We start from the raw sequence: 16534 nt of genomic DNA, 5'->3' as shown, positions 1-16534 counted from the left end.
GCCTGAATCATAAGGTTCATATTATCCTTTCGGTGTACTTGGCACAGTACCAGATGTCGTTTGTAGCAACCAACCGGCTATCCAGCCAGTCGTGGTACCGTCGCTTAACACAACGCGATTCCATCCAAAAGCCCCATCTTTAATGGTCACTGTTGCACCACTATTTACTTGCGTCACGACAGGGAATGTCGTTCCGGGTCCTGTCCTGACATTGACCTTCGTACCAATAACCGTAGCAGTCCCTGTCACTGGGCCCATAGTTGTTCCTGCAACAGGCTGCATGCCGCTAACAAACATATTCTCTGGTGCATAACCACCATAATAGCCAGCAGGACCCGCAATAGCTTCGACTGGACCCATTTCATTGATAGGAGTCAATGCGTAAACATCCATAGAAGTTGTCGTCGTGACACGCGCCCAGAATTTAAGTACAATAGTAATATGGACTTTGCGCCGATCACACCAGCAATCAAAATCATAATTAATATATTCTACATTAACATCTGCCGTAGCATCCATGCCCGGCTCAGCACCTTCCAACACAATGTCACGGGTAAAGCGCACATGTTTTCTTTCATAGGCATGAACAGGTTCATCAGGCAAATCAGCAACATACATGACTTTTACTTCCAAATTGCCACGAATAATCACTTTATCTGGTATGACATCGACGTCAGAAATGCAAACATCTTTGACATACACGTCAATCACTTGTTGAATACTGGGTTTATTGCTTGGCAAAATCATATCAAACTCGACAACACGCTGTTTTGTTTCAGCACCTAAAACCTGTTCCACAGCAATCGTTTCAGGCCCAGGCTGCGGGCAGCCGCAGAGAACATTGGCATTATCGTCAATACCTGTTCCTGATATGGCTGTAATCGTTGATCCTGATGTTTGACGCTTAAGTTCGTCCGTCATTTTTCCCCCCCCTTTGTTGAATTGCCCGCCATGCTAACCTTTTGGGTATAATGGTACAGTAGGGTTGTTGATCATTACCTCGCGATCCGCCATTACCTTACCAGTAATTTTTAATACAACAGATACGTCGAATTCCCTAAGATTATGATGATGGTGATGATGGTGATCGCAGTCATCATGGTGATGATGGTGATCGTCGCAGTCGTCATGGTGATGGTGGTGATCGTCGCAATCGTCATGGTGGTCGTCACAGTCGTCAGACGGATCATCAGCACAATCTTCTTGGCATGAATCGTCATCATACTTATTATACATATAAGCCCGACGGTATCCTTCATCATCTACATCATAATCGACAAATTCAACAATCACACTGGCATCGGCATCCATCCCCCGTCGCGCGCCAGGTAAATCAATGTCTTGTGTCCACCTGTAATGTTTAATTTGGATGGCATGCACAGGTAGATCCGGTAAATTAGCAACATAAATGGCTTTAATTTCAAATTCGCCGCGTACAATGACTTTATCCATAATGACATCGACACTATTGACATCAACATCCTTCACAAGAACATCAATAATTTGCTCAATCGATGGTTTGGAAGCCGGAACAACAACATGAATATCCAGCACAGCTTGTGCTTCCTGTTCCCCAATTATCTGCCGTACAACAATGGTCTGCGGACCTGTCTGAGCACTAAGTGTGCAGGGATCACCATAAAAACGCGTATCTTTATCGTCCACACGTATCCCCCCCTTTTGAGTATTCTAGTTATATATATGAGTAACAAACAAATGTTGTGCCCAAAATAAAAGAAACAGAAAAAAACTTTTATAATTTCATGATGAATAGGCAGGAAAATATCTCCCTATTCGTTAATGTTCTCTTATATTCTTATTACAAGGAGATGAATCTGCATGCCGCGTCGTTCCCCGGGTCTTTTACTTCGCATCGCGCGTCTTGTTCTGCTTAAACTGGCTAAAAGACTCCCTTCCCCTGTATATGCCTATATTTCGCACAATCTTCCGCATATGGTAACGCAATATTTATGGGTCGCTATCGGCAGTATGATCAGTGGCGTAAGCATAAATATCTTTTTTGTCCCCCACCATTTATTAAGCGGCGGTGTCAGTGGCGTTGCCATGATTATTTTTTTTCTCTTTCACTATCCCCTCGGATTACTCACAACGCTCTTAAACATTCCTATTTTTTATCTGGCTTATAAAATGCTTAACAAGGAATATGTCTTTGGCGCCTTCTATGGAATGATCATTTTCTCAGCATCGCTTGATGCTACCCGCTTCTTGGCTGACATTAACTTTATTGACGACATTTTGTTGGCCTCTATCTATGGCGGAATCCTCACAGGGATTGGCTCAGGCATTATTTTTCGTGTCAACGGCAGCAGCGGCGGCACCGATATTATCGGTGCCATTATGAAAAAATACTATGGCTATAGTATGGGGTCCATGGGATTTGCGATTAACTGCGTCGTTATGATATTTGCAGGTGTTTTTTTTGGTCCAAAATCAGCTATGTACACACTATTCGCCATGTACGCAGGGGCCGTACTAACAGACAAAATTGTCGAAGGCTTTAATAGAAAAAAATCCATTATGATTATTTCAGACAAGCATGAAGAAATTTCAGTCGCCATATTAAATGAACTCGGGCGCGGCATAACTATATTAAAGGGTGAAGGAGCCTTTACTCATCAAGAAAAAAAGGTCCTCTATATCGTAGTAACTTTTACTCAGATTGCTAAAATAAAAATAATGGTAGAAGATATCGATACCTCAGCCTTTCTCATCATCCAGGATGCTGCTGAAGTATCTGGCAAGGGATTTACTCATTAACAATGTTCACCATCAATACTTTCTTATCATATTATGTAAAAGAAACCACAACATTACATGACATGATAGGAGGATTGCTCGTGAACGAAAATGATCGCTATTGTAAACCAAAATATGAGCAATGGGAAGACGGAAAGAGTTGTTGCCAGATGAAGAAAGAGCCCAAATTTTGTGGCTGCAAACCGACGAAAAAGTGTTTAAAGACCTTTGACTGTACATTTAAACTGTACCGCTTATCGTACTGCAGACTCTATAAAGTCTGTCAATCTTGCGGCCATGAATATGATTTTCACCACCATGGCGGTGTCTGTCCTAGATGCGGCACCCAGTTTTACCATATGGGCATGAGTATGGATATGATGGACCCTGAATGATAATGAAAAATCCTGCCCAACAAGGGCAGGATTTTTCATTATCATTCAAACAATCTAGAGCTAGGGTTTAATAAATTCTTGAACAACATAAACTTGTCCATTTTTATAAGCAACACCAATACCCACATTTGTATAAGCCGTATTTAAGATATTGGCACGATGACCGGCACTATTCATAAAAGCCGTTTCAGCGGCTGCCACGTTTTGATTAACGGCAATATTTTCGCCTGCCGCACTATAAGAAATGCCTGCTTGTTTCATACGATCAAAAGGAGACTGCCCTTCAGGGTTGGTATGCGAAAAGAAGTTGCGATTCACCATATCCTGAGCATACTTTTCAGCCAAAGAAGTCAGCCGTGAATCTACTTTTAGGTTGGCGAGCCCTTGGGCGCTCCGATCAGCATTCATTAAATTAACCGCTTTTTGTTCATCAGCCGCCACATTTCCTGTTGAAGCCGAAGAAGTCTGACTTGATGAAGAACTGGGACTTGTAGAGGAAGTCACCGACCCGCTCGCTGCTGTTGCAGCAGCAGGTGCCGAAGACGCCTTCGCACCACTATGCCCCCCACTGAGCATAGCCAAGAGCCCTAAGGCAAGCACTACATAACCTGCCTTACTATTGTTTACTTGAGGTGCATTATCCGCAGTAACTGAAGCCGCATGAGCCACTTCAGCTGCTGGCATACCCAGCGAAGTGGTAAAGACAGAAACAGTCAATAAACCGAAGCAAAAACTTTTTAAAATTTTATTAGCAGAAAAATGATTCATATGATCCACCCTTCTAGCGAAATAATTCTCGCATTATAGTTATTCGCCTTTTATCAAAAAACACCTGTTAACATAACGTTGGTAATTTTTATCGTCGTTGGAAACATACCGTCCCATTGAAGTTGCCTGTAAACTTTAAAAGTTTATCACCCACATTGGTTTATAATAAAAAAACAAGTAAGTCAGTATCAAAAATCGGTACAGACTTACTTGTTTTTTTATAAAAATTATCGCTAAAATAACATTGTAAATTACCTTAGTAGGGGGTTTTCGGCAATCCTAACCGAAACTTGCCACGCGTTTCAATACCACCTACGCCTTCAACGCCCGTCACAGCAGCTGTAATAGTATCATTCAAATCAATCGCTTGGTTAATGGAAGTAAACGCCACCTTTTCTGCAATAAAGACCGGATCATAAGCATGAATAAAAATCCGCATTGGGGAGCTGGCAAAATTAGCTCCAGCAGCAATAATCGCCTCAAAATAAGACTGGCAGGCCCCAGCAAAAATCACGAGGTCATCGCGCGAAGAACAAAAGTTTCTGGCATTGATTACAGACTGCACAAAATATTTCGAATTACGATAACTGTCCATATTGCTAAAATCTTTTTTTCCGTTGCCAGTTAAAGCATCATGTCCTGTCAATATTAAAATATCTGGTCGGTGTTTTTTTATAATATCGATCACTCGGCCTGGCTGATCCGTCTCAGCGATCCATTCGCCAACTGCTTCCATATTCAGCTGGCGATAGGTTTTCAAACACATTTTTAAATACTCTTCGTCACCGTCCACATGAAGGACCTTGCCAGGTAAATTAAAAAAACTATACTTTTTTCGATCCCCTCTAAGTAAGAAATGCGAAGTTTTTTCCTGCTCTACACCACGCCTGAGCAGAATCTGATGCAACCCATCTTGGATATTTTCTTCCATATGAATGATTTCATTGCGCAAATGCTCGGCATCAATCCGTTCGACATCATCAATAGGCGCATCTGCCATGAGCCTCATATACAGCCCTTTCAGCACACAATGAGTTTGTTTCGCTTCGTCTAAATAAATATCCGTTATTTTAAACACGATATCTCCGCCATGAGATTTGCGAACAACAAGATCACCTACTGCAATAGTCACACCTATCCCTCCCCCATCCATTACTACATACTATGAGTACAGCAAAAGTTCTGTCACCGAAAGTTTTCCCCCAGAAAGGAACCGCAACAAGTGACAAATAAAGGCGTCCCTCAATATACTGTAGTAATCCAGCGAGGATAAACCAAAGCACCTTTGAGGTGATGGCGCATGATTACTGTAGTCATTCCTGCTAAAAACGAAGCAGGCCGTATTACAACAGTGCTGCAAAACGTCGCCACTCTCCCAATCGACCATATCATTCTCATTATTAATGGAACAACCGATACGACTCTCCAAGAAGTCCTCAATCTCCCCATTGACAAGTTACAGATTATTTATTTTCACGAATGTCTAGGCATTGATGTCCCCCGGGCAATCGGCGCAAAAATGGCTTATTCCTTAGGCAGTGACGTTGTTTTATTTGTTGATGGAGACATGGTAGGTACATTCAATGAAAATTTAGTAGAACTTATAGAGGGTATCCAGCTCAAACATTTAGATATGGCTCTCACCAACTGTTATCCCTCACCACCCCGTCATATTGAACGTTATAATCCAACCTTTCAGTGGCGCTATAATGTCACGCACGAATTAGGACTAGATAAAAAGCTTGGACTAGCAACACCAGCACATGGCCCTCATGCCGTTTCACGCCGTCTATTAGAATCCATTCCACTCCAAGAACTTTCTATTCCACCTGTCTCACTGGCGTTGGCCCGCTTAAGCAAATTACGCATTGATGTTGCCACTACAATTCCCCATTACCGATTGGGATCTTCTGTAAAGAACTACATTCACAGCAACAAAATTATTGATACGATTGTTGGCGATTGTTTAGAAGCTATCGCGGTATTTCACGGTAAGCCCCGGACAAGACAATGGCAAAACAAAACCTACTCAGGATATCATACAGCCCGGCGATTTGATTTATTAGAAAATTTTTTAGGAACGACAAAACAAACCTAACAATCTTCCCCTAATTGTAGGATTTTCCTGCCACATTAGGGGATTTTTTTATTCAAATTTCTTTATTAGAAAAACAGAAACAGAGGAAACAATTTTATGACAAGAGAATGTTATAAAATAATAAGAATATTGATATTTACTATAAAATCTACGTACAAAATCACGAAAGTTGTCAATACAAAAAATCAACATTAAATGCAACATATTGAACATCCGAATGTCTCCATAAACACAATAATTACACTAGAGAATAAGATATCTAGGCTAAAACACATGAACAATACATGGAGAGTGGAAACATGCAGATAAATAAGTATACTAGCAGAATGAAAATGTGTAGACGGAATTCATTACAAAATACTACTGAAATATGTTTTCAGCAAATATTTCTTCATAGTCCTGTCGTTTGGCTGCTTGTTGATCCTAAAACGAACGATATCATAGCAGTCAATGCAGCAGCAAATAAATTCTATGGATATTCAACAGATGAATTAAAAGCCATGAAAACAATTGAAATTTCTATATCTCCAATCGAAAAATTCAAAACGGGTAGAATTCGATTAGACAATTTTATTCAGAAACCGAAATACTGCCAACATAAGCTTAAAAATGGGCACGTCAAAGATGTAGCAGTATATTCTAGTCCTTTCAAAACAGGTGAGAAAATATTGCTTTCTCTTATTGTTATTGATATCACGTTGAGGAGAGAGGCTGAAAAAAAGCTCCAAACATCTTATGAAATAAAACGCCGAGCTGACGTCTTCAATGACATTCTTAATGGAATAAGGGGAGGAGATGAAGAAACACTCGCTTATATCAATAACATAGGACTTAATTTCTCTCAACCATTTTTTTGTTCGGTAATCCAGCTTGAAAAAACCGTTGATTATCATTTACACCATAAAAACAGATCTGAAACCATAGAGGAAGATATCAAATATGAACTCATCGATAAACTAAATGACACAAAAGGGTGTATTACTTGGGGGCGGCGTAGTAGCATCGGTGTTCTATATCAAATAAACCCTTCTGATCAAGGAAATAATTTTACAGAAAAGACATTGGCACAACTCTTACAAAAAAAGATTCATAAGTATCATCCTGACATAACGATTCGAATAGGTATTGGGGAGAACCAACAAGGAATAAGGGGCTTTACAAAAAGTTTTCAGCAGGCCCTGGAAGCAATTCAAGTTTCGCAGTACGACTCGGAGCGCAATAAGAACATTGTCCACTTTCGAGATTTGGGTATTTTACAACTGCTTATAAAACCAAGCGAAAAAGAACGTACAACTGAATTTATTGAAAAAACAATTGGTAAACTTATTCGCTATGATCATGAAAAAGGCACCGACTATTTGGACACACTTGCCGTAATTTTACAAAAGTCCAACTTGAAAGAAACAGCCAAAGTACTATTTCTTCACTATAATACCGTCATCTTCCGCAAACAACGAATTGAAAAAATTCTGGGAATATCTATCAACGAATTTGAAACAAAATTAACCCTTGCAACAGCAATAAAATTGTACAAACTAAACTTAATAAAATAAAATTTCCATATAACGGGAACCATTGTGTTTAAAATACAATAATTTGCTTTTTTTTTACTTTAAATTTGATACATCATGCCAATAGTACTTTTGTCTTATCTGTTTTAAAATAACAGATAAGTGTTAGTTAGCTCAATATCTCCAACATAATGACAATAAAATATTAGCAAACTTATCGAAAGATAGGGACGCAAAGCCTTGGGTCTACGGATTTATTTTCTATGATTGCCAGGTTGCTATTGAAGCATTAAAACCTTATTGCGTCAGAATTTTCTCAGAAAATCTGACGCTTTTTAGCAACTATTAGTTTTTTACCGATAATTATTAGAAACTGGTCAAATTGTCCATGTGCAAGGGAGGTAACAAGAGCACTCCAATAGGCGACTAATTTCGAATATTATTCTGGTAAAAACTTTATAATAGAATCTGTCGCACGAAACGTTAAAATTAAGCTGCAAGGGGTTGAGAGAAAATGGAAGTAAATAATTTACATGTACACATGAAAGAATTAGAATTTGTGAAAGCTTATTTTAATATTGTTCTGACAGCCTTCGAAGATGGAGCTAGCTTCTTCATTACTACCCTTGATAAAGTCACCTACATTGAAAATCATAAGTTTGAAATACCCGGTCTACAAGTAGACGGGGGATTTAGTAAAAGCGGACCTTCTGCCCAAGCCATCCAAGCTAGAAAAGTGGTATCCGCACGCATCCCAAGAAATGTATATGGCGTTAGATTATTCACCTATAGCGGACCTATCTGGAATGAAAACGATACGGAAATCATCGGTGCATGGGCACTCACCATTCCACGTCAACATAAAATTGTAAATGCTTTTGAATCTTTTGCTCCCGTCGTAGCTGACCTATTACCCGAAGGTGGCTTCATGTGGATAACGGATAAAGAAAAATTCCTTAAGCGGCAACCTTCTCAAAAATTCGACATGCTCGAACTACAGGTTGGAAACCCCTTAAGAGCGGGCAGCACTCCCGATGAGGCTATTAAGCAAAAAAAGCTGGTTACTGAAGATATTGATGAATCTGTCTATGGTTACCCCGTGATTGCAGCCTCCTACCCCCTGATGGATGAAGAAACAGGCGAAGCTGTTGGTGCTTTTGGAATATCTTTACCGCGGAAATTAGCGGATGATCTCAAGCATATTGCAAGCTCCTTAGACGAAGGACTTACCGGCGTAGCCACTGCAATAGAACAAATTACTGCCGCTACAAACAACGTGAGTGACAATCAGCAACAACTTCATGGCGAAATTGGAAAGTCAAAAGAACTCTTAGACAAAATAAACGACGTAATGAACTTTATTAAAGAAATTGCTGATGAAACAAAAATGCTGGGCCTCAACGCAGCTATCGAAGCAGCTAGAGTTGGCGAAGCAGGCTTGGGATTTGGCGTAGTCGCCGAGGAAATCAGAAAGTTGTCGGCAGACTCTAAGAATACGGTTGTACAAATTAAAGAATTGACTAAAGAAATCAATAAATCAATGAATGAAACCGCAGAGGCCTCGGAGTCTACATTAGCAGTAGTGGAAGAAACTGCTGCAGCAACACAAGAAGTGAATGCCAGTATCGAAGAAATGACTGCACTGGCTCAAAAACTGTCACACACTGCTGCCGATTTATAAGGAGGTTTCGTATAATGGCAAAAGAGAGCATAAAATTAGTCGTCTTTACGCTGGAAAACAACAAAATAATTTATGAATACGGAATTCCAATAGAACAAGTTCACGAAATAACTCGCCAGGGGAAAACCCTAGCCATGCCTGGAATGCCGGATTTTGTTGAGGGAATCATGAACTTACGCAGCAATGTCATTCCAATTATTGATTTAAAAAAACGTTTTGGCCTAGGGACTACTGTCGAGAAAGATACCACCCGAATCATGGTGATAAACATTGATAATAAGAAGTGCGGAATTGTTGTTGATGATGTACTGGAAATTATCCCCATTGCATCAGAAGAAATGGAAGACGCCCCTACTGTCACGGGTGGAATAAGCTCCAACTATATCTTAGGCATTGGAAAAGTAGAGAATCGACTGATTATTGCACTTGATATGAACAAAATTTTAACAGGAAAAGAAGAAAAAGAATTAAAAAATGTCGTGTAAAAGTTAAAAACAAAGAGGAGCGCCTCCAAAGAAACGGCTCCTCAACATAATCGCTCAATGACCCTTCTACTCTATCCTCTTTCACGAATCAGTGCCGTATAAGCATTAGCTAAAGCACCAAAATCAGCAAGGGCCAATGTTTCACCACGTCGTTGGCCCTCAATTTTTGCCCTATCAAGCATGGTGGCTATGTCATTTGCTTCAAAACCCCCGCCTTTCAAGGAATTGCTAAGCGTTTTACGCCGTTGGCAAAAAGCCGCCTTGACTACCTTAAAAAAATCCCTTTCACTTTCAACAGCAATCGGTGGCATTTTACGAATCCGGCAACGTAACACAGCTGAATGAACAGCAGGAGCTGGAATAAATGACGCGGGCGGAACAATAAAAACAATTTCCGGCTCTGTATAATATTGAACAGCAACAGAGAGGGCACCATAGTCCTTACTGCCCGGACTGGCAATCATCCTTAAAGCTACTTCTTTTTGAATCATCGTAACAAGTAAGGAAATGGGAAGCCGTTCTTCAAGAAGCTTCATAATAATGGGTGTTGTAATATAATAAGGCAAATTAGCAACAACTTTATAGGATTCCGCTGCTATTTCCCGAGAAATGTCGATTTTTAAAATATCACCATGCACAATACGAACCTGATCATAATCAGCAAGCGTTTTACCAAGAACATCAATCAATTTTTTATCTAGCTCCACACCCACAACACTTGCGCCTGCTTCTGCCAACCCTTGGGTCAAAGTACCAATGCCCGGACCAATCTCCAAAACCTTATCCTCCGGGGTAATTTCCGCAGCCTCAACAATCTTATTGACAACATGCGAATCAATCAAGAAATTCTGACCTAATTTCTTATTCATAACAAGATGAAAAGTTTTCAAAATATGTAACGTCACATCACGCTGCGCAATACAGGGAGCTTTCATTGTTTTGCCTCCAATTGAATGATAGCCGCTTGATAAGCCGCGCGGGTAACACCATAGTGATTGAGTCGCTGCAAAAAAGTCTTGGCATTAGCATAACCAATTCCAAGTATTTCACCAAGCAATTTACGACGAATTGCCGCATCACTGTGGCCCGTTAAATTGTCATCAACCAAGTCAGCATAGGTAAATTCATTTCCAGGTTCAAACGTCGTACAATGAAGTTTAGCAAGCGCTAAACGAATAGACTGAGCTGAAGCCTGTTCAACGCCAATATCACCATTCGCTGTAGCAGCAGCACGAGAAATATAGGCATGCTGTGCATAGGGAAATCGTTTAACAAGATACCTGCGAATTCTCTCGCCAGGGCTATCGGGATCAGTCAAAATAATAATCCCACGTTTTTCATATGCCTGTCCGATTTTTTCAATCGTTTTTGTAAGCAGAGAATAACCGCCTGTTGCAATGCACTCTGCATCAATGGCCTTCTTTACAGCTACAATATCCTGTTTTCCTTCAACAATAATGACTTCCTTTAGCATACAATACCGCCTCTTCACATTCTCTCCGATGCGAAAAAAGCGCAGGGCTTACACCCTGCGTTTTTTTCGATTTCAACCTACTAATCACCTAATATATAGACTTTCATAGTACGTCGGCCAAAAGCATAAGCCTCATCGTAATCTTCCATGCACAAATCAATTTTGTCACCCACAATAGCTCCACCAGTATCCGCTGCCAAAGCTAAGCCGTAACCAGGTATGTAAAGACGCGTTCCTAGCGGAATAACATCAGGATCTACAGCCACAATGCCGTAGCGGGCACGAACCCCGGTTGCCGTAATACCAGAACCGGAGCCGTCGTTGGGGTGGTAAGCCGTCGCTTCCATATATGCAATACGCCGAAAGCGCATATTGCCCCGTGATGTTTGCACTGTCTCGCGACTTCCAACTTGAATCACCTGCGGCTGAGCAGGTACTAATACGGTTTCACCAACAATTTCCGATTTTACCTCTTGACCATCAGCAAAATATTTTTTTACGGTAATCTGTTTGGTCCCTGCTTTTCCCTCACTAGTCATTTGTTCGACACCTTTTTCTAAATTGGCATCGCTTTGATGAACAACAGGAATGGGATCCTCGACCTGTTCATTAACAAGCTTTTCAGTTAAGACAACTGCTCGAATATTCATATTCGGCACTACAGGTGTACTTGCATCGGGAGTCAGCTCAATATTGTCTGCCGAAATCCCCATAGCAGCGATAGCTTCACCCACAGTTGGCTGACCTGAAACAATCTGGGTAGTTTTTCCTTGATAAGTTATCCATAGTGGTATGGCACGATAGACCTGAATGTGCGTACCGTTTACCAGCTTTTCTGTTGACATTCGAACCTCATCACTTGGCCCGATTGTCAAGCCAGCTTGCGCGAGCACATCCTTTGCATTGGAATAATAAGTTATAATAGTTAGCTCTTTATCATCGACTGTAATGTTAACTTTTTTCGTTGCCCACACAAACCCAGTTGCCAATAGTGATGTGATGATTAGCACAAGAAAAATGGCCAATCTTTTGCGCCCTTTTGCGGAAAATACGGGCTTTGCATCACTCATTTAATACCCCCTTTCCTTTATGGATTAATATTTTAGCATAGATTTGCCATAATTGTCAAACTGGGCCCCTGTTAAGAACAAAAACGGCAAACCTTTCCCATAAGGAAAATATTCGCCGTTCTGTAAAAATATTCCTTTTTTATTAGATTTAAAAAATTTATTTTTTTATTTGTCTTACCTGCTCTGTCAATAATGGCATTTTAGCCCGTTCAATTCCGGTCTCATAACCATAGAGACTGTGAAGTGCCAAGACCACTTCTTCCAATGACGCGTTGCCAGCTCTTTCTCCCATGCCTGTAACAGTCACACTCACCAACCGAACACCCGCCTGAACAGCCGCCAGAGTGTTTGCCGTCGCCAAACCGTAATCATTATGGACATGCATTTCAACGGGCAAAACACAAGAGTTGACAAGCCGACTCATGATGCGATATACAGCAAAAGGTTCCATACACCCCACCGTATCAGAATAACGAATGCGTTCGACGCCTAGTTTGGCCACCGTGTTAGCCACTTGTAAAAAAAATTTAGGATCAGCTCGCGAAGTATCTTCCGTCCCCACAACAACTCGGCAACCTAAATCGCGTGCAAACAAGACGGAATCGACCAAATTCTGCAAGACCCACTCACGGCTCCGTTTCAGCTTATAACTAATATGCAAATCAGATATGGGTACAGAAATATGAACCATTGTAAATCCACATTGCACCGAAGCCAAAATGTCCTCCCGCTTGGCGCGATTCCAAGCAATGACTTGCACTGGCAACTGTGCCGCCAGAATCATTTTTAGCGCCTTACATTCTTCTTCCCCCATTGCAGGAGTACCCGCTTCAACAGCATACACCCCCGCATCCGAAAGTGCACGGGCGATAGCTAGCTTTTCCTCAGCTTGAAAAACCACCCCAGCCATCTGTTCACCATCTCTTAAAGTTGTGTCAACTATTTTGACGTTCATGGCGCACCTCATCATAAATGCACTTGAGTTGCTGCAACGATAAAGACGATTTCTGGCTAACAGCCTGACTACGTACTTTCATAAGCACCTTTGCGACCATTTGATCATCAGCACAAAGCTGCAGCAGCTCCAACTGCCGGCGGACTGCACTGCTTCCAGAGTGTTTTCCAATAACAATATGCCGGGATAACCCTACTGTTTCCGGACGAAAAGCTTCATAGAGTTCCGGACATTTATTGACTCCATCGACGTGAATGCCCGATTCATGGGAAAAAATATTCTCACCAATAATCGGTTTTGTCTCCGGCAGCTGTAATCCCATAAGAGCCCATACCTCATGACACTTTTGAGCCAACAAACAAGGCACTTCCAGCGGTAGATGCAATAAATCACGCAGACCAAACAATACTTCTTCAAATGCGGCCACTTTACCGACCCCGCCAACAGCGACAGCAAATTTTAATGCACCTGCCAACACGGCGCCCAGCGTGTTCCCCACAGCCAGCCCTAAACCGTTATTTCCCTCAAATTCAAGCTCACAAGCTACGCAATCACGAAGGATTCCTACTAAACGCCGGGTAGAAAAAGGTTCTAAACAATTGCCACGATCACCGCAAACCAAGCCGTGCACCGCAAATTTTTCGAGTATGGACAACAGTTCGACTATTTCAGTTCTTGCTAATTCCGATAAATTGACAATATGCCAATCAACAATCAACTGCAGCCGCTCTGCTTCTGCCAGGACCGTATGCAATGTAATCGCTGATGCCTGTTGCGGCACATGAACATAATTCAGGCAAACATGATAAAAACCTAACTCATGAGCCAAATGAACAGCCGCCTTTTCAACAGGTACGCACCCACGCACATTTTGCATATCCAGGGTGATTTTTTCACGCTTCAGATAGCTGTGCCAGTTCATGACATCTACATCAAACTGGAGCAATCCCAGTTGTTGGAGAATATGGTGTAACGCCTGCAATTGCTTACCTGGAATTTTTTGATTCATAGCAACCTGCAATGTTTTATCCATGAATTGAAGCGTCATCACAACGTCGGCGCAGACTCAAAACAGCAGGACTTGGTAATAGTAAGTCTAACTTCCTGAGGATTTCGTTGCTCTGTCGCCACTTGATACTTTCCTAATAGTAATTCGCCCTCTAACCAAGGCGGAATATGACTGCATAAAACGTCAAGTGAATAAAACTCACCCCGCTGCAAAAAATTCTGCAGAACTTGCTTGGAAGTAAACCCAGAATTATTGGACTGAACTTTTTTGATAGAAATACGGAAATATCCGTTACCTAAATTTTCAGGAACCGGCAGAGATACGGGCTCTACCACAGCCGTTTGTTTTTTCATTTCTTGTTCCTTAACAAGAATATAATCAAGAAAATCCTGCGGATAACCCGTGAATTCCCATACATTACAAGCTGCTTTTTCAAATTCAAAAAAGGGAATACCAGTGACAACTGCAGCCACGACAATACGACAATCAGCAAAAAAAGCGATAACATTGGCTAATTGTTGACGAAGTTTTACTAAACCCGCCGTTTCATCGATATGAATGGACAATTCCCTGATATCCTGCCAACCACCAGAAGACTGTCGCCGATAGATTTTCCATATTCCCTGTTCATTCACGGCGGCAGTCATGCCATTTTCACCGACAAAGACTGCAATATCCGGTGCCATACAATTCCCCCCATTTTATGAATATCAAATTTCCAGGCGCGTTACAATATGATCATTCTCAATATGCTCTTCCATAATTTCTTCCACATCATCGGACGATACGGCTCCATACCAAACATTATCCGGATAAATTACAACAATAGGTCCCTTTTCACAAATACCAAAACAGCCTGTATTACTGACAAAAACTTCTCCGCCTAAATCGCGATCCGTAATTTCCTCCATAAATTGCTCCACTAGTTCCACTGATTGGTTCGCATGACAGTAACCCTTTTGCTGACCATTGATTCTAGAACTGGTACAAACAAAAATATGACGTTTTGGTTTATTCATATAATTCCCCTCGCATTTTCACACAACATACCCGGACTCTCCAGTTTTTTATAGGCATACACAAGTCCTTCTTCTACGCTGTTACACGATTCAACAACTAAAATTCCCTTTTGCTCCAGACGTTTTTGCGCACTGTCACCAATGCGCATGGTTAACAGAGCATCACAATCAGTTAATGTCTCGAGTGCCTCGCGCTTGATCGCTTCCGATGCATCACAATCAGCAATGCCATGGCAATATTGCGGTGTTTGACGGATCTCAACCAGACAAGATTTTGATCCCGACACTTGATAAACATAAAATTCCTTGGCATGACCATAATGAAGATCTACTAAGCGATTATATTTAGTTGTCACAGCAATTTTGTAAATTTTTTTACTTGTCGCAGGCTCAGCTTCACGGACAGATTGAGTAAAGCGGTATTGATGGGATTGATCCTGCTCAAGCAAACCGATGGCATCCGCCCGGCATTGTTGGCAGTGACGCATTTGGCGCAGGTCTATCTGACATGTATCCCGCATTTTATTGATTTCTTTCATACTCGTCTGAGGCATGAACTCAAAGACACTGCCCGGTGCGGGAATAAGCGGCATAATATTCGTTACAAAAGCTCCCAGATCCCGTGCTTTCCTGACGACCTGTGGAATATGCCGATCATTGATACCCGGCACCATCACAATGTTGACCTTAACTAAAACACCGCCTTGCGTCAGCAAGCTTAGCCCTTCTAACTGATTCTGATTCAATAAACTAGCACCTTTCTCTCCACTATAGCGCTGACCATGATAATCAACATACCGATATAGTTTGGCACCAATAGCTGCATCCAGACAGTTCATCGTAATTGTTACATGTTTTACATCCATCTTAATGATTTCCTGCGCATATTCGGGCAACATGAGGCCATTCGTAGACAAGCAAAATATTATCTCAGGACTGACAGCCTTAATTAACTCAATACTGCGTTTTACCTGATCCCAATTTGCCAAGGCATCACCAGGTCCGGCAATACCAACAACACTTAAGTTGGGCATCTCCCGTTTTACCCATTGAAATTTTTTCTGACTGAGCTCAGGTGTCAGCACTTCGCTTGTCACCCCCGGACGACTCTCATTGACACAATCGAACTTTCGATTGCAATAATTGCAGCTAATATTACAAGCTGGAGCTACAGGAATATGCATTCTGGCATATTGATGATGAGCCTCAAGGGAATAACAGGGATGCATGGCTGTTTTCACAGCCAAATCGCCAGAAAGTGGCCTATCTTCCCCGGAAAAACGGGTACAAGTCATTTGTTCATCACCTCGGC

Annotated in this window: 18 protein-coding genes and 1 riboswitch; of the genes, 6 read left to right on the top strand and 12 right to left on the bottom strand. The window is 41.5% G+C overall.

Annotation, left to right across the window (positions count from 1 at the left end; all coding sequences use genetic code 11):
* Nucleotides 1–21 precede the first annotated feature (21 nt).
* Together Ga0466249_RS15755 and Ga0466249_RS15750 are read right to left on the bottom strand one after the other, a co-directional pair.
* Nucleotides 22–921 carry an SPOCS domain-containing protein gene (locus Ga0466249_RS15755; RefSeq protein ID WP_215830432.1) on the bottom strand — a complete coding sequence of 300 codons (900 nt, stop codon included), beginning with the start codon at nt 919–921 and terminating at the stop codon, nt 22–24.
* A 33-nt stretch (nt 922–954) separates the two neighbouring features.
* Nucleotides 955–1665 carry a DUF3794 domain-containing protein gene (locus Ga0466249_RS15750; protein WP_215830431.1) on the bottom strand — a complete coding sequence of 237 codons (711 nt, stop codon included), beginning with the start codon at nt 1663–1665 and terminating at the stop codon, nt 955–957.
* A gap of 174 nt (nt 1666–1839) precedes the next feature.
* Here Ga0466249_RS15750 and Ga0466249_RS15745 point away from each other — a divergent pair, with 174 nt between their 5' ends.
* Both Ga0466249_RS15745 and Ga0466249_RS15740 read left to right on the top strand, forming a co-directional pair.
* Entirely contained in the window at nt 1840–2778 is a 939-nt protein-coding gene (locus Ga0466249_RS15745) for a YitT family protein (RefSeq protein ID WP_246588782.1), read from the top strand.
* Nucleotides 2779–2858: 80 nt separating this feature from the next.
* A complete protein-coding gene (locus Ga0466249_RS15740) occupies nt 2859–3152 on the top strand; it encodes a hydrogenase maturation nickel metallochaperone HypA (RefSeq protein ID WP_215830430.1) in 294 nt (97 codons plus the stop codon).
* A gap of 60 nt (nt 3153–3212) precedes the next feature.
* On the opposite strand, the gene Ga0466249_RS15735 is transcribed toward Ga0466249_RS15740, so the two are convergent.
* Complete coding sequence (locus Ga0466249_RS15735; RefSeq protein WP_215830429.1) at nt 3213–3920, bottom strand: CAP domain-containing protein; 708 nt, start codon at nt 3918–3920, stop codon at nt 3213–3215.
* A gap of 256 nt (nt 3921–4176) precedes the next feature.
* Complete coding sequence (gene yabG / locus Ga0466249_RS15730; protein ID WP_312889786.1) at nt 4177–5052, bottom strand: sporulation peptidase YabG; 876 nt, start codon at nt 5050–5052, stop codon at nt 4177–4179.
* A gap of 168 nt (nt 5053–5220) precedes the next feature.
* Here yabG and Ga0466249_RS15725 point away from each other — a divergent pair, with 168 nt between their 5' ends.
* The 4 genes from Ga0466249_RS15725 to Ga0466249_RS15710 all read left to right on the top strand — a co-directional run bounded on the left by Ga0466249_RS15725 (nt 5221) and on the right by Ga0466249_RS15710 (nt 9695).
* The gene (locus Ga0466249_RS15725; protein WP_215830427.1) at nt 5221–6018 is read left to right on the top strand and encodes a glycosyltransferase family 2 protein; all 798 of its coding nucleotides are present in this window, start codon (nt 5221–5223) and stop codon (nt 6016–6018) included.
* Nucleotides 6019–6317: 299 nt separating this feature from the next.
* A complete protein-coding gene (locus Ga0466249_RS15720; protein WP_215830426.1) occupies nt 6318–7571 on the top strand; it encodes a PAS domain S-box protein in 1254 nt (417 codons plus the stop codon).
* A 155-nt stretch (nt 7572–7726) separates the two neighbouring features.
* A riboswitch (cyclic di-GMP riboswitch) is annotated at nt 7727–7812 on the top strand.
* Between the two features lie 231 nt (nt 7813–8043).
* A complete protein-coding gene (locus tag Ga0466249_RS15715) occupies nt 8044–9210 on the top strand; it encodes a methyl-accepting chemotaxis protein (RefSeq protein ID WP_215830425.1) in 1167 nt (388 codons plus the stop codon).
* Nucleotides 9211–9224: 14 nt separating this feature from the next.
* Nucleotides 9225–9695: a chemotaxis protein CheW gene (locus Ga0466249_RS15710; RefSeq protein ID WP_215830424.1), complete on the top strand. Its 471-nt coding sequence runs from the start codon at nt 9225–9227 to the stop codon at nt 9693–9695.
* 71 nt (nt 9696–9766) lie between these two features.
* On the opposite strand, the gene rsmA is transcribed toward Ga0466249_RS15710, so the two are convergent.
* The 8 genes from rsmA to nifB all read right to left on the bottom strand — a co-directional run bounded on the left by rsmA (nt 9767) and on the right by nifB (nt 16517).
* On the bottom strand, nt 9767–10630 hold the full coding sequence (gene rsmA, locus Ga0466249_RS15705) for a 16S rRNA (adenine(1518)-N(6)/adenine(1519)-N(6))-dimethyltransferase RsmA (RefSeq protein ID WP_215830423.1): 864 nt from the start codon (nt 10628–10630) through the stop codon (nt 9767–9769).
* A complete protein-coding gene (rnmV, locus tag Ga0466249_RS15700; protein ID WP_215830422.1) occupies nt 10627–11169 on the bottom strand; it encodes a ribonuclease M5 in 543 nt (180 codons plus the stop codon). The genes rsmA and rnmV overlap by 4 nt, the downstream gene beginning before the upstream one ends.
* A gap of 80 nt (nt 11170–11249) precedes the next feature.
* Nucleotides 11250–12239 carry a resuscitation-promoting factor gene (locus tag Ga0466249_RS15695; protein WP_215830421.1) on the bottom strand — a complete coding sequence of 330 codons (990 nt, stop codon included), beginning with the start codon at nt 12237–12239 and terminating at the stop codon, nt 11250–11252.
* 157 nt (nt 12240–12396) lie between these two features.
* Nucleotides 12397–13194: a hydroxymethylglutaryl-CoA lyase-like TIM-barrel protein gene (locus Ga0466249_RS15690; RefSeq protein ID WP_246588781.1), complete on the bottom strand. Its 798-nt coding sequence runs from the start codon at nt 13192–13194 to the stop codon at nt 12397–12399.
* The gene (locus Ga0466249_RS15685; protein WP_215830420.1) at nt 13175–14227 is read right to left on the bottom strand and encodes a homocitrate synthase/isopropylmalate synthase family protein; all 1053 of its coding nucleotides are present in this window, start codon (nt 14225–14227) and stop codon (nt 13175–13177) included. The genes Ga0466249_RS15690 and Ga0466249_RS15685 overlap by 20 nt, the downstream gene beginning before the upstream one ends.
* A 14-nt stretch (nt 14228–14241) precedes the next feature.
* Nucleotides 14242–14889: a Fe-only nitrogenase accessory AnfO family protein gene (locus Ga0466249_RS15680; protein ID WP_215830419.1), complete on the bottom strand. Its 648-nt coding sequence runs from the start codon at nt 14887–14889 to the stop codon at nt 14242–14244.
* A 24-nt stretch (nt 14890–14913) separates the two neighbouring features.
* A complete protein-coding gene (locus Ga0466249_RS15675) occupies nt 14914–15222 on the bottom strand; it encodes a 2Fe-2S ferredoxin (protein ID WP_215830418.1) in 309 nt (102 codons plus the stop codon).
* The gene (gene nifB, locus Ga0466249_RS15670; RefSeq protein ID WP_215830417.1) at nt 15219–16517 is read right to left on the bottom strand and encodes a nitrogenase cofactor biosynthesis protein NifB; all 1299 of its coding nucleotides are present in this window, start codon (nt 16515–16517) and stop codon (nt 15219–15221) included. The genes Ga0466249_RS15675 and nifB overlap by 4 nt, the downstream gene beginning before the upstream one ends.
* Nucleotides 16518–16534: the final 17 nt, after the last annotated feature.

It is taken from the genome of Pelorhabdus rhamnosifermentans (genome assembly GCF_018835585.1).
Lineage (GTDB): Bacteria > Bacillota > Negativicutes > UMGS1260 > UMGS1260 > Pelorhabdus > Pelorhabdus rhamnosifermentans.
The sequence above is the reverse complement of the archived record's forward strand: the minus strand, read 5'-3'. Positions and strand labels throughout refer to the sequence as shown.

Coding starts and splice junctions, on each gene's coding strand:
- Ga0466249_RS15755 (WP_215830432.1), bottom strand. CDS start 921: ATGACGGACGAACTTAAGCGTCAAACATCAGGATCAACGATTACAGCC.
- Ga0466249_RS15745 (WP_246588782.1), top strand. CDS start 1,840: ATGCCGCGTCGTTCCCCGGGTCTTTTACTTCGCATCGCGCGTCTTGTT.
- Ga0466249_RS15735 (WP_215830429.1), bottom strand. CDS start 3,920: ATGAATCATTTTTCTGCTAATAAAATTTTAAAAAGTTTTTGCTTCGGT.
- Ga0466249_RS15725 (WP_215830427.1), top strand. CDS start 5,221: ATGATTACTGTAGTCATTCCTGCTAAAAACGAAGCAGGCCGTATTACA.
- Ga0466249_RS15720 (WP_215830426.1), top strand. CDS start 6,318: ATGCAGATAAATAAGTATACTAGCAGAATGAAAATGTGTAGACGGAAT.
- Ga0466249_RS15715 (WP_215830425.1), top strand. CDS start 8,044: ATGGAAGTAAATAATTTACATGTACACATGAAAGAATTAGAATTTGTG.
- Ga0466249_RS15710 (WP_215830424.1), top strand. CDS start 9,225: ATGGCAAAAGAGAGCATAAAATTAGTCGTCTTTACGCTGGAAAACAAC.
- rsmA (WP_215830423.1), bottom strand. CDS start 10,630: ATGAAAGCTCCCTGTATTGCGCAGCGTGATGTGACGTTACATATTTTG.
- rnmV (WP_215830422.1), bottom strand. CDS start 11,169: ATGCTAAAGGAAGTCATTATTGTTGAAGGAAAACAGGATATTGTAGCT.
- Ga0466249_RS15695 (WP_215830421.1), bottom strand. CDS start 12,239: ATGAGTGATGCAAAGCCCGTATTTTCCGCAAAAGGGCGCAAAAGATTG.
- Ga0466249_RS15690 (WP_246588781.1), bottom strand. CDS start 13,194: ATGAACGTCAAAATAGTTGACACAACTTTAAGAGATGGTGAACAGATG.
- Ga0466249_RS15685 (WP_215830420.1), bottom strand. CDS start 14,227: ATGGATAAAACATTGCAGGTTGCTATGAATCAAAAAATTCCAGGTAAG.
- Ga0466249_RS15680 (WP_215830419.1), bottom strand. CDS start 14,889: ATGGCACCGGATATTGCAGTCTTTGTCGGTGAAAATGGCATGACTGCC.
- Ga0466249_RS15675 (WP_215830418.1), bottom strand. CDS start 15,222: ATGAATAAACCAAAACGTCATATTTTTGTTTGTACCAGTTCTAGAATC.
- nifB (WP_215830417.1), bottom strand. CDS start 16,517: ATGACTTGTACCCGTTTTTCCGGGGAAGATAGGCCACTTTCTGGCGAT.